Source organism: Bacillus sp. AR13-1 (assembly GCF_008042285.1).
Classification (GTDB): domain Bacteria; phylum Bacillota; class Bacilli; order Bacillales; family Bacillaceae_G; genus Bacillus_A; species Bacillus_A mycoides.
In genome coordinates, this window is the sequence record NZ_QNUA01000007.1 from 373,958 (window position 1) to 398,750 (window position 24,793).

27 protein-coding genes are annotated in these 24,793 nt (G+C 38.5%); 3 read left to right on the forward strand and 24 right to left on the reverse strand.

Features of this window, described 5'->3' with window-relative positions:
* Positions 1-347 precede the first annotated feature (347 nt).
* The 6 genes from upp to DN408_RS06365 all read right to left on the reverse strand — a co-directional run bounded on the left by upp (position 348) and on the right by DN408_RS06365 (position 5,173).
* Positions 348-977 (reverse strand): uracil phosphoribosyltransferase, encoded by a 630-nt coding sequence (gene upp, locus DN408_RS06340; RefSeq protein WP_002034907.1) that lies wholly within the window; start codon positions 975-977, stop codon positions 348-350.
* Between the two features lie 272 nt (positions 978-1,249).
* On the reverse strand, positions 1,250-2,491 hold the full coding sequence (gene glyA, locus DN408_RS06345; protein WP_002016291.1) for a serine hydroxymethyltransferase: 1,242 nt from the start codon (positions 2,489-2,491) through the stop codon (positions 1,250-1,252).
* Positions 2,492-2,744: 253 nt separating this feature from the next.
* Complete coding sequence (locus DN408_RS06350; RefSeq protein ID WP_002130064.1) at positions 2,745-3,317, reverse strand: TIGR01440 family protein; 573 nt, start codon at positions 3,315-3,317, stop codon at positions 2,745-2,747.
* 66 nt (positions 3,318-3,383) lie between these two features.
* Entirely contained in the window at positions 3,384-3,827 is a 444-nt protein-coding gene (rpiB, locus tag DN408_RS06355; RefSeq protein WP_000869917.1) for a ribose 5-phosphate isomerase B, read from the reverse strand.
* Positions 3,828-3,923: 96 nt separating this feature from the next.
* The gene (locus tag DN408_RS06360) at positions 3,924-4,364 is read right to left on the reverse strand and encodes a low molecular weight protein arginine phosphatase (RefSeq protein WP_147740013.1); all 441 of its coding nucleotides are present in this window, start codon (positions 4,362-4,364) and stop codon (positions 3,924-3,926) included.
* A 311-nt stretch (positions 4,365-4,675) separates the two neighbouring features.
* The gene (locus tag DN408_RS06365; RefSeq protein ID WP_002016294.1) at positions 4,676-5,173 is read right to left on the reverse strand and encodes a PTS sugar transporter subunit IIA; all 498 of its coding nucleotides are present in this window, start codon (positions 5,171-5,173) and stop codon (positions 4,676-4,678) included.
* Between the two features lie 387 nt (positions 5,174-5,560).
* Here DN408_RS06365 and DN408_RS06370 point away from each other — a divergent pair, with 387 nt between their 5' ends.
* Both DN408_RS06370 and DN408_RS06375 read left to right on the forward strand, forming a co-directional pair.
* Positions 5,561-5,947: a DoxX family protein gene (locus DN408_RS06370; protein WP_078178191.1), complete on the forward strand. Its 387-nt coding sequence runs from the start codon at positions 5,561-5,563 to the stop codon at positions 5,945-5,947.
* A 167-nt stretch (positions 5,948-6,114) separates the two neighbouring features.
* The gene (locus DN408_RS06375; RefSeq protein ID WP_078178192.1) at positions 6,115-6,726 is read left to right on the forward strand and encodes a flavin reductase family protein; all 612 of its coding nucleotides are present in this window, start codon (positions 6,115-6,117) and stop codon (positions 6,724-6,726) included.
* 428 nt (positions 6,727-7,154) lie between these two features.
* On the opposite strand, the gene DN408_RS06385 is transcribed toward DN408_RS06375, so the two are convergent.
* The 15 genes from DN408_RS06385 to spo0F all read right to left on the reverse strand — a co-directional run bounded on the left by DN408_RS06385 (position 7,155) and on the right by spo0F (position 20,831).
* Positions 7,155-7,433 carry a DUF3935 domain-containing protein gene (locus DN408_RS06385; protein ID WP_002016297.1) on the reverse strand — a complete coding sequence of 93 codons (279 nt, stop codon included), beginning with the start codon at positions 7,431-7,433 and terminating at the stop codon, positions 7,155-7,157.
* Positions 7,434-7,514: 81 nt separating this feature from the next.
* On the reverse strand, positions 7,515-7,646 hold the full coding sequence (locus DN408_RS31920; protein ID WP_002139014.1) for a hypothetical protein: 132 nt from the start codon (positions 7,644-7,646) through the stop codon (positions 7,515-7,517).
* 19 nt (positions 7,647-7,665) lie between these two features.
* Positions 7,666-8,214 carry a manganese efflux pump MntP gene (locus tag DN408_RS06390; RefSeq protein ID WP_002016298.1) on the reverse strand — a complete coding sequence of 183 codons (549 nt, stop codon included), beginning with the start codon at positions 8,212-8,214 and terminating at the stop codon, positions 7,666-7,668.
* A gap of 77 nt (positions 8,215-8,291) precedes the next feature.
* Positions 8,292-9,332, reverse strand: coding sequence for an L-threonylcarbamoyladenylate synthase (locus DN408_RS06395; protein ID WP_002016299.1), 1,041 nt, complete (start codon positions 9,330-9,332; stop codon positions 8,292-8,294).
* A 108-nt stretch (positions 9,333-9,440) separates the two neighbouring features.
* Positions 9,441-9,899, reverse strand: a complete 459-nt coding sequence (locus DN408_RS06400) for a GNAT family N-acetyltransferase (RefSeq protein WP_002016300.1) — start codon at positions 9,897-9,899, stop codon at positions 9,441-9,443.
* Positions 9,900-9,948: 49 nt separating this feature from the next.
* Positions 9,949-10,809 carry a stage II sporulation protein R gene (gene spoIIR, locus DN408_RS06405; protein WP_002130069.1) on the reverse strand — a complete coding sequence of 287 codons (861 nt, stop codon included), beginning with the start codon at positions 10,807-10,809 and terminating at the stop codon, positions 9,949-9,951.
* 244 nt (positions 10,810-11,053) lie between these two features.
* On the reverse strand, positions 11,054-11,905 hold the full coding sequence (gene prmC / locus DN408_RS06410) for a peptide chain release factor N(5)-glutamine methyltransferase (RefSeq protein ID WP_078178193.1): 852 nt from the start codon (positions 11,903-11,905) through the stop codon (positions 11,054-11,056).
* Positions 11,905-12,972: a peptide chain release factor 1 gene (prfA, locus tag DN408_RS06415; RefSeq protein WP_002113060.1), complete on the reverse strand. Its 1,068-nt coding sequence runs from the start codon at positions 12,970-12,972 to the stop codon at positions 11,905-11,907. Before prfA ends, prmC begins: the two co-directional genes overlap by 1 nt.
* 476 nt (positions 12,973-13,448) lie before the next feature.
* On the reverse strand, positions 13,449-14,033 hold the full coding sequence (locus DN408_RS06420) for a thymidine kinase (protein ID WP_002016305.1): 585 nt from the start codon (positions 14,031-14,033) through the stop codon (positions 13,449-13,451).
* Between the two features lie 110 nt (positions 14,034-14,143).
* On the reverse strand, positions 14,144-14,389 hold the full coding sequence (locus DN408_RS06425) for a type B 50S ribosomal protein L31 (protein WP_000643447.1): 246 nt from the start codon (positions 14,387-14,389) through the stop codon (positions 14,144-14,146).
* A 443-nt stretch (positions 14,390-14,832) separates the two neighbouring features.
* Positions 14,833-16,104, reverse strand: a complete 1,272-nt coding sequence (gene rho, locus DN408_RS06430; protein ID WP_002016308.1) for a transcription termination factor Rho — start codon at positions 16,102-16,104, stop codon at positions 14,833-14,835.
* Positions 16,105-16,607: 503 nt separating this feature from the next.
* Positions 16,608-17,573, reverse strand: a complete 966-nt coding sequence (gene glpX / locus DN408_RS06440; protein ID WP_002016310.1) for a class II fructose-bisphosphatase — start codon at positions 17,571-17,573, stop codon at positions 16,608-16,610.
* 183 nt (positions 17,574-17,756) lie between these two features.
* Entirely contained in the window at positions 17,757-19,046 is a 1,290-nt protein-coding gene (gene murA / locus DN408_RS06445) for a UDP-N-acetylglucosamine 1-carboxyvinyltransferase (protein ID WP_002034893.1), read from the reverse strand.
* Positions 19,047-19,393: 347 nt separating this feature from the next.
* Positions 19,394-20,251, reverse strand: coding sequence for a class II fructose-bisphosphate aldolase (locus DN408_RS06450; protein ID WP_002016312.1), 858 nt, complete (start codon positions 20,249-20,251; stop codon positions 19,394-19,396).
* Between the two features lie 211 nt (positions 20,252-20,462).
* Positions 20,463-20,831 carry a sporulation initiation phosphotransferase Spo0F gene (gene spo0F / locus DN408_RS06455; RefSeq protein WP_000398592.1) on the reverse strand — a complete coding sequence of 123 codons (369 nt, stop codon included), beginning with the start codon at positions 20,829-20,831 and terminating at the stop codon, positions 20,463-20,465.
* A 202-nt stretch (positions 20,832-21,033) separates the two neighbouring features.
* Between spo0F and DN408_RS06460 the strand changes: the two genes are divergently transcribed.
* Entirely contained in the window at positions 21,034-21,558 is a 525-nt protein-coding gene (locus DN408_RS06460) for a DUF2529 domain-containing protein (protein WP_078178194.1), read from the forward strand.
* 32 nt (positions 21,559-21,590) lie between these two features.
* Here DN408_RS06460 and pyrG read toward each other — a convergent pair whose 3' ends face one another.
* The 3 genes from pyrG to DN408_RS06475 all read right to left on the reverse strand — a co-directional run bounded on the left by pyrG (position 21,591) and on the right by DN408_RS06475 (position 24,781).
* The gene (gene pyrG, locus DN408_RS06465) at positions 21,591-23,198 is read right to left on the reverse strand and encodes a CTP synthase (RefSeq protein WP_002016314.1); all 1,608 of its coding nucleotides are present in this window, start codon (positions 23,196-23,198) and stop codon (positions 21,591-21,593) included.
* A 257-nt stretch (positions 23,199-23,455) separates the two neighbouring features.
* Complete coding sequence (rpoE, locus tag DN408_RS06470; protein ID WP_002016316.1) at positions 23,456-23,986, reverse strand: DNA-directed RNA polymerase subunit delta; 531 nt, start codon at positions 23,984-23,986, stop codon at positions 23,456-23,458.
* Positions 23,987-24,151: 165 nt separating this feature from the next.
* Positions 24,152-24,781: a TetR/AcrR family transcriptional regulator gene (locus DN408_RS06475; RefSeq protein ID WP_002034889.1), complete on the reverse strand. Its 630-nt coding sequence runs from the start codon at positions 24,779-24,781 to the stop codon at positions 24,152-24,154.
* Positions 24,782-24,793 lie beyond the last annotated feature (12 nt).

The following is a 24,793-nucleotide window of genomic DNA, read 5'->3' on the forward strand; positions in this document are numbered from 1 at the left end:
TATTAACAGTGTCAACGAGAAATCGTAAAAAATCAAAAAATTTGAGTATTAGGCATTTCCTCCCAAAAATGAAAACGTTCCCCTTCTAAATACTGGCTAGAGATATGCAATTTCTAACAGTTTTCTCTTTATAATAGAAGAAAATGTTCACAAGTTTGTCACTATTATATTTTTAAGATATAGCGCTTTTCTTCCATAATATAGTGTCCCCGAGACGTAAGACTTCTATATTATATGTGATGTGTATATAACTTATGTTGTATATACCCTGTATATTTATCTCCCCCTCCCCCGTGCGCTGAGGGCAAAAAAAAAACGAGCGGGGAATCCCCCTCTCGTCTGTTGTCTTACTTTGTTCCGAATAAACGGTCACCAGCATCACCAAGACCTGGAACTACATAACCATGGTCATTTAACTTCTCATCTAATGCCGCTACATAAATATCAACATCAGGATGCTCTTCCTGCACTACTTTTACTCCTTCTGGAGCAGCTACGATACACATTAATTTAATTTGCTTTGCACCGCGCTTTTTCAGAGAATTAATTGCTTCAGCCGCAGAACCACCTGTTGCTAGCATCGGATCTAGTACGATAAAGTCACGCTCTTCTACATCCGTTGGAAGTTTCACATAGTATTCTACCGGTTGCAATGTTTCAGGGTCACGGTATAAACCAACGTGTCCTACTTTTGCTGCTGGAATTAATTTCAGAATTCCATCAACCATTCCTAAACCTGCACGTAAAATCGGAATTAAACCAAGTTTTTTACCAGCGATCACTTTTGTTGTCGCTTTGCTTACAGGCGTTTCAATTTCAATGTCTTCAAGTGGAAGGTCACGAGTAATCTCGAAAGCCATTAAGCTTGCTACTTCGTCCACTAATTCACGAAAATCTTTCGTACCTGTATTCTTATCGCGAATATATGTAATCTTATGTTGAATTAACGGGTGATCAAATACATACAGTTTTCCCATGTGAATCTCTCCTTTAGATGATATTCATGCGTTTACACGCTTCTTTACACTATTTACGATTGTAAAGAAAACGCTACTAATATTCAAGGGCAAATTTGGCAAAATCATGATTTTGCGATGAATCTATCTAGTATCTTTACCAATTATGGGAGCTGTATCCTTCATTATATCGCCAAAATTTATTCATCATTTGTATACATACTTTAAAAATAATATATGTCCACAAAAAAGACTGCCAAAACAATTACGTTTCAGCAGTCTTTTTCAATCTATTATAGATCTGTATACATTGGGAATTTGCTCGTTAACGCTTCTACACGCTTACTTGCTTCTTCTAATGCAACTTCATTCTCATGATTTTTTAATGTATAAGCAATAAGTGCCGCAATTTCATCCATTTCTTCTAAACCGAAACCACGAGATGTTACAGCTGCTGTACCGATACGTACGCCGCTTGTTACAAATGGGCTTGCTGTTTCAAATGGAATTGTATTTTTGTTCACTGTAATACCAACTTCATCTAATACGTGCTCTGCTACTTTACCTGTAATTTCTAAGTTACGAACATCAATCAAGATTAAATGATTGTCTGTTCCACCAGAAACAAGTGTAAGTCCTTCTTTTTGAAGACCTTCAGCTAAGCGGTTCGCATTATTAATGATATGTTGTGCATATGTTTTAAACTCATCTTGTAGTGTCTCACCAAATGCAACAGCTTTTGCAGCAATTACGTGCATAAGTGGGCCACCTTGAATACCAGGGAAGATTGATTTATCAATTTGTTTTGCAAATTGCTCTTCACATAAAATCATACCGCCACGTGGACCACGTAATGTTTTATGTGTTGTCGTTGTAACGAAATGTGCATGTGGTACTGGGTTTGGATGTAAACCAGCAGCTACTAAACCAGCGATATGTGCCATATCAACCATAAAGTATGCACCCACTTCATCTGCAATCTCACGGAATCGTTTGAAATCGATAACACGAGGATATGCACTTGCACCTGCAACGATTAATTTTGGTTTATGTTCTTTCGCTTTTGCTAATACATCATCGTAATTAATACGGTGAGATTCAGCATCCACGCCATATTCTACGAAATTATATTGTACTCCACTGAAGTTAACAGGGCTTCCGTGTGTTAAGTGACCACCATGAGATAAATTCATACCAAGTACTGTATCGCCTTGCTCTAAAATCGTAAAGTATACTGCCATGTTCGCTTGTGCACCAGAATGTGGTTGAACATTTACATGCTCTGCGCCAAAAATTTCTTTCGCGCGATCACGTGCGATATCTTCTACTACGTCTACGTGTTCACAACCACCATAGTAACGTTTTCCAGGATATCCTTCAGCATACTTATTCGTTAAAACAGAACCTTGCGCCTCCATTACTGCTTCACTTACGAAGTTTTCCGAAGCAATTAACTCGATCTTTGAACGCTGTCTTCCTAGTTCTGCCTCAATTGCAGCAAATACCTTTTCATCTTGACGTTTTAAATGATTCACCAAAATCCCCCTTTTCTGAACGAATTACATCAATTCCCAATAGTTTTTTCTCATTTATTCAGAAAAAACGAAAATTCAGGTTGTAATTCTTTCGAACCTTCATGTTTTCAACTACATTCTAACATGACTTTCTATATCATAAAAGAAAAAAAAAGACCAAAATTGGTCTTTTCTTTCTTCTATTATAAAGTCAGACCACATACCTTTTACCTTTCGATATACAGCTGTTATAAGACTTTATAATTTTTCATGTTTAACGGCAAGGAATAGCTTCTTCATTTGCCGCATAAACGGCACGTGCTCCACCTATTAGTTTCCCACGTGTTTTCGCCATCGTTACATGCGCACTTCCTATTTCCTTCACACTTGTACGAACCGGTACAGCTACATGCTTTAAATGCATACCGATAAATGTATCGCCGATATCCATTCCTGCATCTGCTTTAATAAACTCAATTACTACCGGATCTTTAAAATTGTGATACGCATACGTCGCTAATGCACCACCTGCTGATCTAACAGGCGTAACTGTTACAATTTCAAATTGATATTTCATCGCTACATCTCTCTCAACTACTAAAGCACGATTTAAATGCTCACAACATTGAAATGCCAATTCAATACCTGTTCTCTCTTGAAATTGTTTTAACTCAGAAAAAATCGCCTCTGCCACTTCCATCGTTCCTGATGTTCCAATTCTTTCACCTAGCACTTCGCTCGTGCTACACCCCACTACAAAAATTTGACCACTTTGCAGCGTGGCTTGTTCTTGGAAATCAGAAAGCGACATTTGTAGCTGTTCTCTTACCTTTACGATTTCTGTCATTACGCCTCTTCCTTTCACAGGTTGGTTCACCAAATTATATTTCATACTACTTATAGTTAGAATCTATTACTTTGTTTCGTAAGTTTTAATTTTTCCTACTCGGTTTTCGTGACGGCCACCTTCATAGTCAGTTGTTAGCCAAATTTTCGCGATATCACGCGCTAGACCAGCTCCAATTACACGCTCGCCCATCGCTAACATGTTAGTGTCATTATGCTCTCTCGTCGCTTTCGCACTGAAAGTATCATGAACTAATGCACAACGAATACCATTTACTTTGTTTGCTGCGATTGACATACCAATGCCTGTCCCGCAAACTAAAATACCACGATCCACTTCACCATTCGCGACCATTTCTGCTGCTGGAAACGCAAAATCAGGGTAATCAACAGAACCAGCTTCACATTCACAACCTAAATCAATATATTCAATATTTAACTCTTCTAATAAACTTACAAGTTCTTTACGGATATTCATACCGCCGTGATCAGATGCTACTACTACTTTCATTTTTACCCCTCCGAAGTTTCAATCAATTATCTTCATTTCACACTCGCTACCTTAATGGAACAAAGTGATCTCCAATATCGTATTATACACGAAACATCAACCTTCTGAATGTTTTTTCAGTAAAGTTTGTACAAGTTTTTCCATCTCTTCTAACGTTTCTTTATAAATAGAAAGCGATCCGCCAAATGGATCTGAAATATCCTTACTTACACCCTCAGCTAATCCATATAATGTATCCAATTTCTTTTCCACGCTCGGATAATACCCAAGTACAATTTGCTTATGGTTTTCCGTCATTGTTACTACAATATCCGCCCAATCAACCAAAGTATCGTTTACCTGCTGCGCGGCATGATCGATTACAATTCCTTTTTCAGCTAAAGCTTCCTTTGCATGTATCGACACATCGCTTCCAGGATAGGCGAAAACACCAGCAGATTGCACTTCAAATTTACCTTCTCCATAATGACGAAGCAAAGCCTCAGCCATCGGACTACGGCATGTATTTCCAGTGCAAACAAATAACACCCGTTTCATCTAAACCCACCCCTTTTTTTCTGTTTCCTACATTTATCCCGATTGGTGAAGGCTAATAATCAGCGGGGGATGAACACCCTCCACTCATTAAAGTTTCACTTTATCATAGCGTACATTAGAATAGAACAAAAGGAATGTGAATATACGAAAGGCGCATTTCTCTTATATTTTTTCTAAGAAAAATGCGCCTTATCCACATATATGAAACCCTATTTCCAAGTGCCCAAAGTATTTTACCATACATAATGAACACACTACGAAACAAAATAAGGAATCCATTTCATATGAAACGGATTCCTTCTATCAAATAATTATTTCATTGTAACTTTCATTACTTCTGTTGAACCTTTTGTAGCTGTTACACCTACAGTTGTCTTAATAGACTCAGCTGCATCAGTGTTTGTAATAACGATTGGAGTAATTGTGCTTTTCGCTTTTTCACGAATTAATTCTAAGTCGAATGAGATTAATTTATCTCCAGCTTTTACAGCTTGTCCTTCAGAAACGTGAGCTTCGAAACCTTCACCTTCCATTTTTACAGTTTCTAATCCAACGTGGATTAAAATTTCTGTACCGTTTTTCGCTTTAATTCCAATAGCATGTTTCGTGTGGAATAATTGTACGATTTCACCATCAACTGGAGATACAACTACACCTTCAGTAGGATCGATCGCAACACCGTCACCCATCATACGACCAGCGAATACTGGATCTGGTACTTCTTCAATATTTTTCACTGCTCCAGTTAATGGAGCTACGATTGTTTCTTCATTTGTTTTTGAACCAAAACCGAATAATTTTTTAAACATAGGATAGTCCTCCTTATAATTTACCTAAAAGTTTATAGGGCAATCTCTATTCAAGATCGAAATACACGTAAGACTTCATACTTCGAATGTTATACTGTAAAAACTCTTTCGAAATAAATCATGTCATTACTACTAGACTCTTATTGTAGCGCTTCACAAAATTCCAGTCAATTCTGATTGTCTGAATAACAATGAGAATTTAACTTCTACTTATATTTTCTCTTTTTTTCACTTACTTGTCTAGAGGTCTTTACTACATTTTATTTTTTGTTGTTAATTTGTAAAATTCCTTTCAAATTTTTGTTAAAATCTACTTAACTAAAGTAAGTAACTATTTTATTATTACTTACATAAGATAAGTTAATAACTTTTAGGAGGTTTTTTAAAATGATGGATATCGGTCTTCTTATTATTCGTCTTATTATAGGAATTACATTCATGGGTCATGGTGCTCAAAAATTATTTGGTTGGTTCGGCGGTTACGGCTTAAAGGGAACTGGCGGCTGGATGGAGTCAATCGGCTTACGTCCTGGTGTATTTATGGCATTTATGGCTGGCGCAACTGAACTATTAGGTGGTTTCTTATTCGCAGCAGGTATTTTCACTGTATTTGGTTCTTTATTTATCGTAGGAACAATGTTAGTAGCAATTTTCACAGTTCACGGAAAAAATGGTTACTGGGTAACACAAAACGGATTCGAATATAATTTAATGTTAATCGCTGTCGCTATCGGTGTAGCTTTAATTGGACCTGGCGCTTACGTTTTACTTTAATATTTATCTCTATTTCAAGATATTTACCAAAAAAGAGATTACTTCAGTACAATCGAGGTAATCTCTTTTTTTTACATCATCAAAAAAATATTATTTTCAGCAGGAGATTCCCATTGATATCTTGTAAAGGAACAATAAGTATTCATATTTAGAAAGGGGATTACAACATGTTATCCATTAATCCAAACGAACAAACCGAAAAAGATAATTACAAATTACTAACAGGAAGTATCATTCCACGTCCTGTTGCATTCGTTACTTCTGTAACTAAAGATGGCGTATTGAACGGTGCGCCATATAGTTATTTCAATATCGTCGCTGCCAATCCACCACTTATCTCAGTTTCAGTACAACGCAAAGGAGGAAAACCGAAAGACACTTCCAGAAACGCAATAGAAAAAGGGGAATTTGTCGTACATATTTCTGATGAATCTTACGTAGAAGCGATCAACGAAACAGCAGCGAACCTACCTCCTAATGAAAGTGAAATCGAATTAGCAAAACTAACACCGATTGACAGTGATGTCATTTCAGTACCAGGGGTTAAAGAAGCAAACATTCGAATGGAGTGCATATTAGAACGCGCTATCCCACTCGGCGGAACCGAAGACTCGCCAGCTTGTGACCTACTAATCGGCCGCGTCGTTCGCTTTCACGTCGCTGAACACTTATACGAAAACGGTCGAATTCACGCCGAAGAACTAAAACCAATAAGCCGCCTAGCAGGACACAACTACGCAAAACTAGGAGAACAATTTGAATTAGTGAGGCCTATCTAAAAGTGGAGGCGACTCGTTCAGCTCTGACCAGCTAAGGTTCTTTCGTCCTAAAGGCGCTTTTTGCCTTTCGGGCGGAAGGTTCTTAGATGCGAAGAGCTAGTCGCCGGAACTGGATATCACACCCTAAAGGCGGAAGCGGCTCGCTCAGAATGAGAGGGGGATGGAGCTTCTGACGTAGAGGCGCTTTTTGCCTCGCAGGAAGACGCGAAGCCACCGACCATTCTAGCCGCTGGAGCTGGATACATTTAAAAGCGGAACCGACTGCCCAGGCCCGGTGGCTAAGGTTCTTCCTCACAGAAGATGCTTTTTATCTTCTCGTGGGGAAGGTTCTTAGCTGGCCACTGGAACTGGATATATCCCCTAAAAGCGCAAGGGGCCCGTTCACTTCCATCACCTAAACATAACCCCCGCTGAAAGCGGGGAATTTTTTATCGTAATTCTTCGTTCTTCTCCTCTAATGACGGGAATTTCTCTTTTTTAGATCTACTAAGCTTTATTACAAAGAAATATAAGGAAAGTAACGTAATAAGGAAAACAATTAAAAACGGATACGGAGAATAAAAAGTACGCGCCGCCTCCGATTTTCCTGCAACAAACTTCAATGACTCAATATCTAAAAACTCAGCAAACATTTGTACACCGAGCATACTGAACCAAAAAACAAAAAAACTAATAATAATACCAAAAACTTGCTTTAATCTCGTCATTCATCTCATCCTTTCTATATTTGTAATTTTTTAGTGTGATCAATATAGTACAAACGAAACTATGCACAGAAAGGAACTATCTCACCATTCACGAATTAACTTAATCCAACCTAACATCGAAATTTGCAAAATAACACCCAATATTATAAGTCTTCTTAGCCATCGAGGAAAGAAGGTTAAAAGCTTAACATACCATTCCAATAGCTTGTTCATAATTCCCTCCTACATAAAATTATATAGGAAAAAGGAGATACAATCCAAACCCAACAAGAATAATACCACCTACTATTTCACCGTATGTGCCAAGTATATTTTTGGCATGGCTACCAAGCAATAAACCCATCCAAGCCAGTAGCATACTTATTAGTCCGAACAATAATATCGTAATAATTGTCTCTGCTCCGTAAATTCCAAGACTAAGACCTACTGAAAAACTATCTATACTGACACCAAATGCAAATACAAATAAACTAATTCCAATTGGAGCAGTTCTAGTCTCTTCCCCTTCTAAAATAGACGAATATACGATATAGAACCCTAGCCCAATTAATAAAATAGCTCCTGCAAAATTTGCGACATCCCCATACCTCTCTGATAGAAAACGTCCTAGTACCATTCCGATAAATGGCATAATAATATGAAATATCCCAATCGTCATACCTATATAAAGGATTTGTCTTAACTTTAATGTTACCATCCCCATACCGAGGCTCACTGAAAATGCATCCATCCCCAGGGCAAATGCCATAATTATTAAAGGTATTAATTGTTCAAGTGTCATTCATATCCCCCCTCGGACGTGCTACTTCACAATATGCTTATCCGAGGAGAAATATTCTGTTTGCTAAAGGTACATTATCATTCAATAATAATCTGATGTCCCGCAGCTTTTGTTAAACGATTCATAATTGCATTTCCTATGCCTTCATTCGGGAATGATTCACTAAAAATAACATCTACTTCACTTGCATCAAACGTTCTAAGCACATCATATAACTTAGTCGCAACGCTGGCTAAATCGCTTCGTACACCACAAGACAATACAACATCTGCACTATACACATGCTGATACTCTTCTGTCGTTAATACACCTACTTTAAATCCTTCTTTCTTTTTCTCATCCACAATACGTTGAATAAACTCACGGGACCCTTCAACAATACTAAGTGGCGCTTTCGGTGCATAATGTGTATATTTCATTCCAGGTGATTTTGGCTTTTCTTTCTCATCCTTTAAAGCTGGATCTAAAGAAACATTTCCTATCACGGCCTCTAATTGCTCCTTCGTAATCCCACCTGGACGTAAAATCGTCGGAACCTCGCTCGTACAATCAATTACAGTTGATTCAACGCCTACTCCTGTTGCCCCGCCATCAACAATACCAGCAATTTTCCCATTTAAATCTTCATACACATGAGAAGCTAACGTTGGGCTTGGGCGTCCTGAACGATTCGCACTCGGTGCCGCAACAGGCACGTTTGCCTCTTCAATAAGGGCGAGCGCTACTGGATGATCCGGCATCCTCACTCCGACTGTATTAAGTCCTGCCGTAACCCTCTCTGAAATCCCTTTTTTTCTCGGTAAAATGATTGTTAATGGTCCTGGCCAAAAATGCTCCATTAACTTTTCTGCAACCGGCGGAATTTCTCTTACGATACCATCTAACTGAGATTTTGTTCCTATGTGGACAATCAGTGGATTATCGCTCGGTCTCCCTTTCGCTTCAAAAATTTTCGCTATCGCTTCATCATCCATTGCGTTTGCTCCTAACCCATATACCGTTTCCGTTGGGAAGGCCACCGCTTCATTTTCTCTTAATAATCTCGCTGCTTCTTTTAATTGTGGATAATATTTTTTTCTTTCCACAACATTATCCACAACCCACATATTTGTATGCATTTTTTCCCACGTCCTTTTCTACCATGAAATACTTGTCTATTTTTAGTTTACTATGAGATTTATCCAAAAGACAAACAAGGTTTATCCACAAAATGTGGATAAACCTTGTTAATCCGTGGATAACTTTGTGAATAGCTGACAATTTAGTATTATTGCATTTAGCTCTTTTATATTTTTACAAAAGTGTTCTAACTGTCGAATTTCCTCTGGCACTTCCTCTTTCTCTATAATGACAAAGTTAAAAAACTGAAAGATGGTCACAGATTGTGGATGATTTGTGAGTAAGTACAATTGTCGAATATCTTTTTCTTTCATATACTGCAAAAACATCTCGAAAAAATATAAGAAAGTCTGTTTATCCACATTGGGTGTGAATAAACAAGAACGGATAAGTGCATTTTCTCCACTTTGTTCATATCCAATTACCGCTCGTATTTCTCCCGCCTCTTCCAAGATCATAAATTGTGCGTACAACTCATTTATTTTATCATCTTTTTTATTAGCTTGTCCGAAAAAAGAATGTAATCTTTCTACATCTGCTTTCGTAGCAAAATACACGTTCTTCATAATAAATCCCTCCTCATTGATATATATGAGGAAGGATTTATTAATAGCACTATTTAGAGAATAAAGATGTAAAAGCTTCGACGATAAATAATTTAACCTCTGGTTTCTCTTCCTCTTCTACTGTTACATACTCATTTTGCTTTTCTTGTTTTTGCTCCACAGGTTTCTCCACTTTTTCCACAGTTTTTGTTTCTACTTTTTTTACAGGCTGTTCTTCTACTTGTGTTTCGTGTTTTACTACTTTCTTTTCCTGTGCTGTTACTTTTTCAGCTTTTTCCGGCTTTACTACTTTCTTTTCTTTCACCTTATCCTCTTTCTTCTCCGGTACATCCACTACTTCCTCATCTAATTGTCTCACTTGCTCCTCTTCAGGAGATTCAGCTTTCACAACATGTTCTTCTTTCCTTACAGCTGTACCACTTGAAAAATCTAAGAAACACATCGGTGGAAATAATACACACCACCAGTTTGCACCTTCACCTTTTCCAATTGTAATAAGTACCGCTTCATATTCTCCTGCCGGATAAATAAAATTCCCATATACCTTTGTAGGAAACTTCACATTCTTACCGAATTTCACTTGAAACGCCTCTTTACTTCCTTCTCTTTTCAGTGTATTTGCCACTGTCTTTTCAATTTCAGGAATATGATTTTGAATTACTTTTCGAGCTTCTTCAAATGACGTTAAATCCGCTACCCATCCATCAATTTGCGCTTTTACTTCATCGCGTACTTTACGCTTTAACGCCTGATCTTTATCGGAATCACTATTAGCTAAAATACGTAATCGAACGGCCTCTTTCGGAATAACAGTAGGCCCTTTTGCATCAGCTTTCATATATCCAAACTGCACAAGTAACTGTGCACCAATTAATAATAAAAGAAAGTAAGCAATAACTTGTTTTTTCATTTCCTCCACCGTCCCCTCTAGAAACAGTGTGGACAGACTTTCATCTTTCTAAACTATTAAATTCAAAATCTATATAAAAAACCGATAGAAAAGCATTTTTTTAATTGGCGAGAGGAACTGGCTATGTATAGGTAATAAGGTGCGTATTTTCGCTGAAATAATTCCCCTTACCAAAATTCTAAATAAAATGTATGGCTGAGTAGTTGCGAATTTTTCATACAAAAAATAGAGTAAGGCTTATGCCTTACTCCATCTCTGCAAATACCATGCGATCTTTTCCATTAATATCAAATACAACTTCAACTTGAGCGCGCGGGAAAGTTTGCTGTAATAATGCTTTCACATCTTCACCTTGCCCTACACCAATTTCAAACGCCACAATCGCCTTGTTCTGTAATACATTCGGCAATTCCTCCATAAAACGACGATAGAAATCTAGTCCATCTTCCCCACCAACAAGCGCACGCTTCGGCTCATGCTCCTTCACAACAGTAGAAAGACCACGCCAATCTTCCTCTGGTATGTACGGAGGATTGGAAACAACAACATCTAACTTCTGACCTGTTTCATAAAACGGAGACAGTAAATCGCCGTGATAGAATGTTACATCCGCCCCTAAAGTTTTTGCATTTTCTTTTGCAACTTCAATCGACTCCTGTGCGATATCTACTGTATACACATGAAGATTTTTATTTTCTAAAGCGAGCGTAATAGAAATCGCTCCACTACCTGTTCCAATATCCGCTATGTGAAGCTCCTCATTACCGAAATGGCGCTCAATTCTCTCTAGTACTCCAACTATAAGTTCCTCTGTTTCCGGTCTTGGTATCAATACCTCTTCATTTACAAAGAATGATCGGCCATAAAACATTTCATAACCGAGCATATATTGGATCGGAATACCTTCTACATGCTTGCGGATAAATTCTGCAAAACTTTCCTCTTGTTCCGCAGTTATTTCTTCACGCATATTCATGAGCATTCCGGTTCTGTTCGTCTTTAATACATGACAAAGGACAATTTCTCCCGCATTTTCATCTCGTCCATTTTCCTGTAAAAAAGAAGAAGCCCATTTCAGGGCTTCATAGACACGCATTACTCAGCTGCCTCCATCTTTTGCGCCTGATCTTCCATCACTAAGGCATTGATGAAATCATCTAACTTACCTTGTAGGATTTGATCTAGCTTTTGAATCGTTAAACCGATTCGATGGTCTGTAACACGGTTTTGCGGGAAGTTATACGTACGAATACGCTCTGAACGATCTCCCGTACCAACAGCTTGTTTACGGTTTTGATCATACTCAGCTTGCGCTTCTTGTCTAAATTTATCATAAACACGTGCGCGTAATACTTTCATCGCTTTTTCTTTATTCTTAATTTGTGATTTCTCATCCTGACAAGATACAACTACACCAGTCGGTAAATGCGTTAAACGTACCGCTGACATCGTTGTATTAACGCTTTGTCCACCAGGACCACTAGAAGCAAACGTATCAACACGAACATCTTTTTCATGAATATTAATTTCTACTTCTTCTGCCTCTGGTAGTACAGCTACAGTTGCTGTAGATGTATGAATACGTCCGCCAGATTCCGTTTCAGGAACACGTTGTACACGGTGAGCACCATTCTCGAATTTCAGCTTCGCGAAAGCACCTTTACCGTTAATCATAAAGATAATCTCTTTATATCCGCCTAACTCTGTATAGCTCGCTTCGATAATTTCAGTTTTCCAACCTTGCACCTCAGCATAACGGCTATACATACGATATAAATCGCCAGCAAATAAAGCTGCCTCGTCACCACCAGCAGCGCCACGAACCTCAACGATAACGTTTTTATCATCATTAGGGTCTTTTGGAACAAGTAAAATTTTCAGACGTTCTGATAATGTTTTCTCTTGTCCTTCTAATTCAGAAACCTCTTCTTTTACCATATCACGCATATCAGCGTCTAACTTATCTTCTAACATTGCTTTTGCATCTCGTAATTGCTCACGAACATCTTTATACTCACGGTACACCTCTACCGTGTCCTGAATATCAGATTGCTCTTTTGAATACTCACGAAGCTTATTTGTATCGCTAATAACCTCTGGGTCACTTAACAACTCATTCAACTTCTCATAACGATCTTCTACAGCTTGCAAACGATCTAACACACCATTCACCTCTACATCCTAGTATCTAATACAAATAGTATATGGTACTTAATCAAAAAAACGCAAATTATATTTAAAAGCGTAAGCGGCTTGCTCAGGATCGCAGGACATTGGAACTCTCGACCTTGAAGCGCTTTTTGCTTCGAGCGAGAGAGTGAAATGGCCGGAGATTCTAGCCGCTGAAGCTAGATAATATTTAAAGCGCAAGCGGCTCGCTCAGAATGGGAGGAGGTTGGAGCTTCTGACAGAGAGGCGCTCTTTGCCTCGCAGGAAGAAGCGAAACCACCGACCATTCTAGCCGCTGGAGCTAGATAATATTTAAAAGCGCAAGCGGCTCGCTCAGCTCTGACTGGCTAAGGTTCTCTCGCACAAAAGGTGCTTTTCACCTTGAGTAGCGGCGGTTCTTAGACACGAAGAGCTTGCCACCAATCTTCATCTATTTTCGAAAAAAACCCGCTCTACATAGCGAGTTTCACTTATCTTTGTTTTGTAGGTACTGCATGACAATGACGACAACGTGGTTCATACGATTCTGAAGCCCCAACTAAAATAATTGGATCATCAAATGCCGCTGGTTCTCCATCGATTAAACGTTGCGTACGACTTGCAGGAGATCCACATTCAGAACAAACTGCCTGCAATTTAGTTACATGTTCAGCAATCGCCATCAGCTGAGGAACTTGTCCAAATGGTAGACCACGGAAATCTTGGTCTAATCCAGCTACAATGACACGATAGCCACGATTTGCCAATACTTGCACCACTTCCACAATGTCCCCATCAAAAAATTGTACCTCATCGATTGCAATAACATCCATTTCTTCTGTTACATGGTTAAATATATCTTTTGAAGCTGAAACAGGAACTGCTTTAACCTTTAATCCATTATGTGATACAACATCTTCTTCACTATAACGATTATCAATACATGGTTTAAATACAATCGCATGTTGTTTCGCAAATTGTGTACGGCGTATACGGCGGATGAGCTCTTCTGATTTCCCAGAAAACATACTCCCGCAAATCACTTCAATCCAACCATTTTGATTCATTAAGTACATTGAGCTCTCCTTTCATCTACTTTCCTAATCCAAAGTAGGGTAAAGGTTTAATATTTTCGCAAAAAAAACAGACAAGCGAATACATACACTTGCCTGTTTTATGTTCTTTATTACTTGATGCCGTATTTCTTATTGAAGCGGTCAACACGTCCGTCTGCAGTAGCAAACTTCTGACGTCCAGTGTAGAATGGGTGAGAATCAGAACTGATCTCAATTTTTAGTAATGGATAAGTGTTACCATCTTCCCACTCAACAGTTTCGCTAGAGCCTTTTGTAGACCCGCTTAAGAATTTGAAGCCAGTGTTCGTGTCCATAAATACAACTTTATTGTAATTTGGATGGATTCCTGCTTTCATTCTTTTCATCTCCTTCCGCCCTGAATCATTTTCGAAACAGAGTTTTTCATCTTCAGCTGCTTAAACAACTATATTGATGAAACACATATGATGAAATTATAACAAGGCTAACTCCATTTTGCAACTACCTGTTTTTGTCTTTTTAAAATTAAAAGTGGAGGCGGCTCGCTCAGCTCTGACTGGCTAAGGTTCTCTCGCACAAAAGGTGCTTTTTACCTTGAGTAGCGGAGGTTCTTAGACACGAAGAGCTAGCCGCCAGAACTGGATATCAATTAAAAGCGCAAGCGGCTCGTTCAGAATCGCAGGACACTTCAAGCTCTCAATCCAAATATGATTTCCATCTTAAAAAACAAATTTTTTCCATATATTACTCTCTCTAATATTCCCTTAAAAACATAAAAAACTCGCTTACTACGAAATAAGCGAGTCCCCATCTTTTCCCTTTACTTAGTGGTTACATACCTTTTTGAGTCTGCAACAATGTTTTGTAAAAATTCTTCATTTGTCTTTGTTTGACGAAGTTTACGTAAGAAGCCTTCAACAAAGTCTGGTGTATCACGCATTGTTTTACGAATACCCCACAGCTTGTCTAAATGTTCTTTCGGAATTAATAGGTCTTCTTTACGCGTACCAGAGCGACGAATATCAATCGCTGGGAAGATACGGCGCTCAGCTAATGAGCGATCTAAGTGAAGTTCCATATTTCCAGTTCCTTTAAACTCCTCGTAAATTACATCATCCATACGAGACCCTGTATCAACAAGCGCTGTTGCTAAAATCGTTAGGCTACCGCCCTCTTCGATATTACGCGCAGCCCCAAAGAAACGCTTCGGTCTATGAAAAGCAGCAGGATCAATACCACCCGATAAGGTTCTACCACTTGGCGGAATAACAAGGTTGTAAGCACGCGCTAAACGGGTAATACTATCCATTAAAATGACAACGTCCCTTTTATGTTCTACAAGACGCATTGCACGCTCTAATACAAGCTCCGCTACTTTAATATGATTCTCTGGCACTTCATCAAAAGTAGAACTTACAACATCACCTTTAACAGAACGTTCAATATCTGTTACTTCCTCTGGACGCTCATCAATTAAAAGTACAATTAATTCTGCTTCCGGATGATTTGTTGTGACACTGTGTGCAATTTCTTTTAACAGACTTGTTTTACCAGCCTTTGGAGGCGCAACAATTAAACCACGTTGTCCAAATCCAACTGGTGCGATTAAATCCATGATGCGTGTCGGTAACTTTTTCGTTTCCGTCTCCAATTTCATTTGGCGATCTGGGTATAACGGTGTTAATGCAGGGAAATGTACACGCTCTTTTGCTGAGTCTGGATCATCTCCATTTACAGCTTCAACTTGTAACAATCCAAAATAGCGCTCATTTTCTTTCGGAGGTCGTACTTTACCAGAAACCTTATCTCCATTACGTAAATCGAAACGACGAATTTGCGAAGCCGAGATATAAATATCTTCTGAGCTTGGAGAATAATTGATAGGACGTAAGAATCCAAATCCTTCTGATTGAATAATTTCTAATACGCCTTCCATGAAAAAGAAACCTTCTTTTTCTGCTCGAGCTTTTAAGATAGAGAAGATTAGCTCTTTTTTCGTTAACTTGCTGTAATACGAAATCTTAAATTCCTTCGCAAGCTCGTATAACTCTTTTAATTTCATGTTTTCTAATGCTGCAATTGACAAATTCATTCAGACACCACACTTTAACTTTATTCTCTTTTCACATGGGTAAAGGGAAAAATACGGAAGGCAAATAAATAATAATGAAAGGCAATAAGTTCAAGTAGGATAATATTCACTATTGTAACCCTTTTATCTAGTTTTAATCAATACGTTGAAACACAAATACAAGAAGCGAAGACAAGAAAATTTGTCTTCGCCTTTTCATATTTCTTTCTTTTTTCTACTCACCTGATTTTAAGGCAGAATAGATAAGGCATTTCTGCTTTTATTTAATCCAGCTTCAGCAGCTAGAATGGTCGGTGGTTTCGCTTCTTCCTGCGAGGCAAAAAGCGCCTCTTCGTCAGGAGCTCCATCCCCCTCCCATTCTGAACGAGCCGCTTACGCTTTTTACTTAATCCAGTTCCAGCGGCTAGAATCTCCGGTCATTTCACTCTCTCACTCGAAGCAAAAAACGCTTCAAGGTCGAGAGTTCCAATGCCCTGCGATTCTAAACGAGCCGCTTACGCTTTTTATTTAATAACCAAATTCGGTTTTTTATTTAAGCTATGGCGGCCGTCTACGAAACGTACTGTGCCTGATTTTGCACGCATAACAAGGGATTGTGTTGTTCCGACGCTACCTTTAAATTGAACGCCTCGTAATAGTTCTCCGTCTGTTACACCTGTTGCTGCAAAGATTGCATCGTCACCTTTTACTAAGTCTTCCATACGAAGGATACGATTGATATCTTCAATACCCATTCTTTTACAACGAGCTAGTTCAGCTTCGTTTTGAGGTAAGAGCTTCCCGTGAATTTCTCCACCTAAGCATTTTAATGCGACCGCAGCTAATACACCTTCAGGTGCTCCACCAGAACCGAATAGAATATCTACACCAGTACGGTCAAATGCTGTATTGATTGCTCCAGCTACATCTCCATCGTTAATTAATTTAATACGAGCACCAGCTTTACGAATTTCTTCGATAATTGCTTGATGACGTGGACGGTTTAAAACTGTCGCTACAACATCTTCGATATCTTTATTTTTCGCTTTCGCAACTGCACGTAAGTTGTCGATAATAGGTGCGTCAATATCAACTGCACCAACTGCTTCTGGACCAACCGCTATTTTATCCATGTACATGTCAGGAGCATGTAACAAATTGCCGTGATCTGCAATTGCAATAACAGCAAGCGCATTCCAGCCGCCAGCCGCTACGATATTTGTCCCTTCTAAAGGATCAACTGCAACGTCTACGCGTGGTCCATATCCTGTACCCAATTTTTCTCCGATATATAGCATTGGCGCTTCATCCATTTCACCTTCGCCAATTACAACTGTACCTTTCATCGGAATTGTATCAAATACATCACGCATAGCTGATGTTGCTGCACCATCTGCCTCATCTTTTTTTCCGCGCCCCATCCAACGCGCTGATGATAATGCTGCAGCCTCTGTTACACGTACTAACTCCATAGATAAACTTCTTTCCACGATAATCCCTCTCCTTTAAGTCTTTATATTTCTGCCGTATTTTGTGAACCTTGTTTTTCTATAAAGTATACTTCCGTTAGTAGTGATTCTTCGCTCCCCATTAACGGAAGTATCACCACCTTATCCCGATTGGTGAGGGTTAATAATCGGCGTGGGATACCCCATACTGATTAAAGTTTCACTTTATGCATTCTTCATTTCTTCAATTTCTTGCTTTGTCATTTGTTCTCGCCAAATGTTTGCACCAAGCCCTTTAAGCTTGTCTACTATATTTTCGTAACCTCGATCAATATGATCAAGTCCCGTTACTTCTGTAATGCCATCTGCCATTAAACCCGCAATAACAAGGGACGCACCAGCTCGTAGGTCACTCGCTTTCACCTTCGCACCTTGCAATAAAACCGGTCCAGTCACAATTGCTGAACGGCCTTCTACTTTAATTTGCGCGTTCATACGGCGCAATTCATCAATATGCTTGAAACGTGCGCTGTAAATTGTATCAGTTACAACTCCTGTTCCATGCGCTTTTGTTAAAAGCGTTGTAAACGGCTGTTGTAAATCCGTTGGAAACCCTGGATATACAAGCGTTTTTACATCAACTACTTTTAACCTTCTATTGCCGTTCACTGTAATTTGGTCATCGTTCGTTTCAATTTGAACACCAGCTTCTCTTAGCTTCGCAGTAACGGATTCTAAATGCTGAGGAATAACATTATCAACTGTTACTTCTCCTCCTGACGCAGCCCCTAAAATCATATACGTACCAGCTTCAATACGGTCTGGAATAATAGTGTGGTGACAACCGTGCAGTGAATCCACACCATCAATTCGGATTACGTCTGTACCAGCACCTTTAATACGTGCTCCCATACTCGTTAACAATGTAGCTACATCAATAATCTCTGGTTCTTTCGCTGCATTTTCAATAACAGTTCTACCTTTCGCTCGTACAGCCGCTAGCATAATATTAATCGTAGCTCCTACACTAACAACATCTAAATAAATACGTGCCCCACGTAGTTCGTCTGCTCTTAAATAAATGGCACCTTGTTCATTTGTAACATATGCCCCTAACGCTTCAAACCCTTTAATATGCTGATCAATCGGTCGTGGCCCTAAATGACATCCACCTGGAAGCCCAATAACAGCTTTTTTAAAACGGCCAAGCATTGCACCCATTAAATAATAAGAGGCGCGCAATTTTTTCACTTTTCCATTTGGTAAAGGCATCGCAACCATGTTAGAAGGATCGACTACCATCTCTTCTTCCTGCCCATAAGTTACTTTCCCTCCAATTTCCTCTAGTAAGTCTCCTAACATTTTCACGTCCGAAATATTAGGAACACCGCCAATAGTTACTGGAGTATCTGCTAAAATTGTCGCTGGAATTAGTGCAACAGCACTGTTCTTTGCACCACTCACACGAATCGTTCCATTTAAAGCTCTTCCGCCTTCAATTAGCAACTTTTCCATATTGAGCTCCCTTCTTGTGAATGTATTTATCTTCTACTTCTTTATAAGAAGTAGAAGATTCCCCCTTAAGAATCTCAATCACTCTTTCCATCCTGAAACTCAATAAGTAGAAAACCATCACCTGTAGCTCCCCTGCTGTACAAATAGATGAAGATTAACTATTCATCGAATCAAATTACTCAATTCAGATACTTACCACATTTATTAATAGGACTATGCACATTATTTTCTATATTTGCAAACCAAAAATTCACTTTATAAAATCTTTAGACTTGTTCGCGCTTTCATTATACAACGAAAGGAAACCGTCTAAAAGACTAGACGGTTTCCAAAACGGAATTTTATTCTTACGCTTTACCGTTAGAACCGAACTCACGCATTTTACCAGCAACAGTTGCTTTGATAGCGTCGCGGCCAGGTCCAATATATTTACGAGGATCGTAAACTTCTTGGTCTTTGTTTAATGCTTCACGAACAGCTTTTGTAAACTCAATTTGGTTCTCAGTGTTTACGTTAATTTTTGAAGTACCTAGAGAAATAGCTTTTACGATATCAGCAGTTGGGATACCAGTACCACCGTGTAATACTAAAGGTACGCCAGTGAAGTCACGAACTTGTTCCATTTCAGCGAATCCTAAGTTAGGCTCACCTTTGTAAGGACCGTGTACAGAACCTAAAGCTGGCGCTAGGCAATCGATACCTGTTGCTTCAACAAGGTGCTTACACTCTGCTGGATCAGCGTAAATTACGCCTTCAGCGATGATGTCGTCTTCTTGTCCGCCAACTGTTCCAAGCTCAGCTTCAACAGATACGTTACGAGCGTGTGCGTATTCTACCACTTTTTTAGTAGTTTCAACGTTTTCATCGAATGGGTGGTGAGAAGCGTCGATCATTACAGATGTGAAACCTGCATCAATTGCTTCTTTACATTTTTCGAAGCTTGAACCATGGTCAAGGTGAATCGCTACAGGAACAGAAATGTTCATTTCTTCGATTAAAGCTTTAACCATAGCTACAACTGTTTTGAAACCAGTCATATGACGAGCTGCACCCTCAGATACACCTAAGATTACAGGAGATTTTTCTTCTTCCGCAGCAGCTAAGATAGCTTGAGTCCACTCTAAGTTGTTCATGTTGAATTGACCAACTGCGTATTTTCCTTCTAGTGCTGTGTTTAGCATTTCTTTCATAGAAACTAAAGGCATGGTGAATCCTCCTAAAAAACGTTTTTTGTATCCGATAAATTCTTATCGCTGGTAGTATGACCAGAATAAGGTAAAATATGTATATTTACATACCGGACTTCTTTCTACACTCAATAGGATAACAACTTGTACTCAAAAACTCAACTGTATTCACCTGCTCAATAGTCCATGTAAACGCTTTTTTCCATATTTTTTATAAAAAATTCATTTTTTACGCCTCTACAGCAAGCTGATCTCTCACTGCTTGACGAATCTCATCAATATCAAACGGTTTAGCAAAGTGCATTAAAGCTCCTAAATCTTTCGCTTCTTGAATCATATCCAATTCTCCATAAGCAGTCATTAAAATCACTTTAATACTCTCATCAATTTCTTTTACATGTTTTAAAATCTCTATACCATCCATACCTGGGATTTTCATATCTAACACTACTAAATCCGGATTATCTTTTTTCACGATATCTAAAGCTTGAAATCCATTCGCTGCTTGGAACGTCTGATAACCTTCTTTTTGGAACACTTCATGCAATAAAACACGAATGCCATATTGATCATCAACGATTAAAATTTTCCCTTCCATAACTCCCAACCTTTCTGTGTAAGTACAAGATTTAAAGCTTCTTATATCTTATCGGTTTATTTTCGCTACTCTTTGCCAAATCCCTTCCTATTCTTTCTTATTTTACCGTTTCCTATTTTGTTATGCCACCCTACTATTTCCCCTTTCCAAAAAAAATAAGCTATAATGAGAACCAGCTAACACGAAAGAAAGGAGCAACAACATGTTAAAAATTTTCTCGACTCAATTAAGTGGATATTTCTCCCGAATTTTTCAAAAAGAGGAAATGAATATAGAAGATAGCGCTCGTCTACTTGCCCAGGCGTTAGTTGGCGATGGCTTCATTTACTTGCATGGTACAAACGAAATGGAAGGTATTGTTTCAGAAGCATTATTTGGCGCCGAACCAATGAAACAAGCAAAACGTTTAATAGAAAACGGTGAACCGGCGGCAGTGACTTCTGCGGACCGCGTACTTCTTATTAGTCGTTTTTCGACAGATGAAGAAATTATAAAAACCGCGAAAAAACTTCATGAAGAAGGCCAATCTATCGTTGCAATCTCGGCTATTCAAGAAGGTGTTGAATCACTGGAACAATATACAGATGTACATATTGATACAAAGCTGTTAAAAGGTCTTATTCCAGATGATGAAGGTAACCGCTATGGGTTCCCAAGTTTAATTATAGCTTTATTTGCTTATCACGGATTGAAATTTACAATTGATGAAATGTTAAACGAATATTAAAAAAAGCGCCCTATTTCAGGCGCTTTTTTTTATTACTTGCTCTCTTTATTCGTAATAGAAGCACTTACGAAGTCATGGAACAATGGTTGTGGACGGTTTGGACGAGATACAAGTTCTGGATGGAACTGTGCTGCCACGAACCAAGGGTGATCTTGTAATTCAATAATTTCCACTAGACGACCGTCTGGGCTTGTACCAGAGAATACAAATCCTGCTTTTTCCATATCTGGACGGAATTGATTGTTGAACTCATAACGATGACGATGACGCTCATATACAACCGGCTCATTGTAAGCATTGTAAGCATTTGTTTCTTCAGCAAGCTTACATGGATATAGACCAAGACGAAGTGTACCACCTAAATCTTCTACATCTTTTTGTTCTGGTAATAAATCGATAATTGCATAAGGTGTGTCAGGATTAATTTCAGAAGAGTTAGCTCCTTCTAATCCTAATACGTTACGTGCAAATTCGATTGATGCAAGTTGCATACCTAGGCAAATTCCTAAGAATGGAACTTTGTTTTCACGAGCATATTGAATTGCAACGATTTTACCTTCTACACCACGATCGCCGAAGCCACCTGGTACAAGGATACCATCTGTGTCGCCAACTAATTCTTTTACGTTCTCTGCTGTTACGTGCTCAGCATTTACCCATTTCACTTCTACATCTGTGTCGAATGAATAACCTGCATGACGAAGCGCTTCTACAACAGAAATGTATGCATCTTGAAGCTCTACGTATTTACCAACAAGAGCGATTTTTGTTTTCTTAGAAAGGTTACGTACTTTATTAACTAGCGCAGTCCAATCTGTCATATCTGCAGCTGGATTGTCTAACTTCAAGTGATCACAAACGATTTGGTCCATGTTTTGTTCTTGAAGAGATAATGGAACCGCATATAAAGTATCTGCATCGCGTGCTTCGATAACTGCTTTTGTATCGATGTCACAGAATAATGCAAGCTTGTCTTTCATGTCCTGAGAAACAGGTAGTTCTGTACGAACAACGATAATATTTGGTTGAATACCTAAGCTGCGAAGCTCTTTAACGCTATGTTGCGTTGGTTTTGTTTTCATTTCACCCGCTGCTTTTAAGTACGGGATTAACGTACAGTGAATGTACATTACATTGTCACGACCGATGTCGCTCTTAATTTGACGAATTGCTTCTAAGAATGGTAAAGACTCGATATCACCAACAGTTCCACCGATTTCTGTAATAACAACGTCGGCATTTGTTTCGCGACCAGAACGATATACACGTTCTTTAATTTCGTTAGTAATGTGAGGAATAACTTGAACTGTTCCTCCTAAATATTCACCACGACGCTCTTTTTGAAGAACTGAAGAGTAAATTTTACCTGTTGTTACGTTGCTGTATTTGTTTAAGTTGATGTCGATAAAACGCTCATAGTGACCTAGGTCTAAGTCCGTTTCTGCACCATCATCTGTTACGAATACCTCACCGTGTTGGTAGGGGCTCATAGTCCCTGGGTCTACGTTAATGTATGGATCAAACTTTTGAATAGTTACGTTTAAACCACGATTCTTTAAAAGTCTTCCAAGAGATGCTGCTGTAATACCTTTACCTAAAGACGATACTACACCGCCTGTTACAAAAATATACTTAGTCATGAAAATACTCCCTTCTACTTCGTTGTTATATAATCACCGTTGCAAAGCGCAACGTATGTAGATAACACTGTATCTATCTTATTGTTAGGCTCTTTTTATTTTCTAAACAAAAAACAAAAAAGAAAATTGCTCCCCTCATCACATAAAGTAATAAGTAGGGAGCAATTTTCTTTTATATTTACACTTTAAAAGTATTATCGTCTTTTTTTAAAGAGCCCAAAAATGATTCTACATGGACGATAATGAAAAGTCAAGAACTACCGCTCTTCCTCTTCTTCTTCTTCAGTTTCATCATACTCAAGTTCTTCTTCTGCGAAGTCTTCATTATCTTCTTCTAAATCATCAAGATCATCATCTTCATCGTCTGCGTCTTCGTCTTCAAGAACTTTGTCCAAATCTACTACATCTTCTTCTACTTCTTCTGCTTCTTCTTCTTCTACATCATCTTCTTCAATGTAGTCGTCAAAACCGTCTTCTTCAACTTTGCGTTTCTTCTTCGGTTTTGGCTGAGGCAGAATTTCTTCATCAATTTGCTCATATGGGTACCAGCTACGTAGCCCCCAACGATTTTCTCCTAAATTAATGAAACGTCCATCGATGTTTAAATCTGTATAAAATTGTGCGAGTTTCGTATTAACTTGCCCTTGAGATAGTCCCAGCACTTGAGCGATTTCTTGAACCAACTCGTTGAATGTCGTTGCTTGTCTTTTATTCCCTAAAACACTATGTACAACTTCAATCATTGAACATTCTTTTAGCTCTTCTGGTGAATATTGCTTAAAACCCACTTATGCGGCACTTCCTTTCTTCAAATATAAGCTTATATATAACGGTCTGCTTAAAAAAATCCATACTATTCATTATAAACAAAAGTCGCACAAATATGCTACAAAAAAAACGGGAAACTTTTATCCCGCTATTTACGGGCAATAAAATTATAATTTGTCCATTCTTTATTTCGGAGACATATGTGCTCCTTGCAGTACATACCTAATTTGCATTTCTGTATATTCTTCGAGAGTATACAGTTTTTGCAGGGCCCAACGTCTAAATCCCCACATTTGTCCTTGTATGAAAATATTATGTGCAAGAAGCTGTATTTCCTTTTTATTTAGTGTAAATGTCCCATTTTCCGTACACTGCTCTAAAATATCCTCAAACATCCCGACCATTTGAAACTCTTTTTCTAATACATATGGGAGTGATTCTTTCGGTAAAAAACGTACCTCTTGATACATAATTAATACTTCTTCTTGCAATTCATCCATCACTTTAAAATAATTCATTATCGCTATCTTTAAGCTTTCTATACTTCCCTTCTCTGTACACACTACTTCCTCTAACCGCTCTTTTACATGTTCATAAATACTATCACAAACTAAATATAATACATCATCTTTTGTGCGAATATACTCATAAAGTGTTCCGATACTAAATCCAGCCGCTTTCGCAATTTCTCTCGTTGTTGTACGTGGGAATCCTTTTTGCTTAAACAGCTGCACCGCACCTTTAATCATTTGTTCACGTCTTAACGCAACTAATTTTTCATCTTTCACTGACGCATGTACATTATGTTTAACCATCCCTTCACCTCT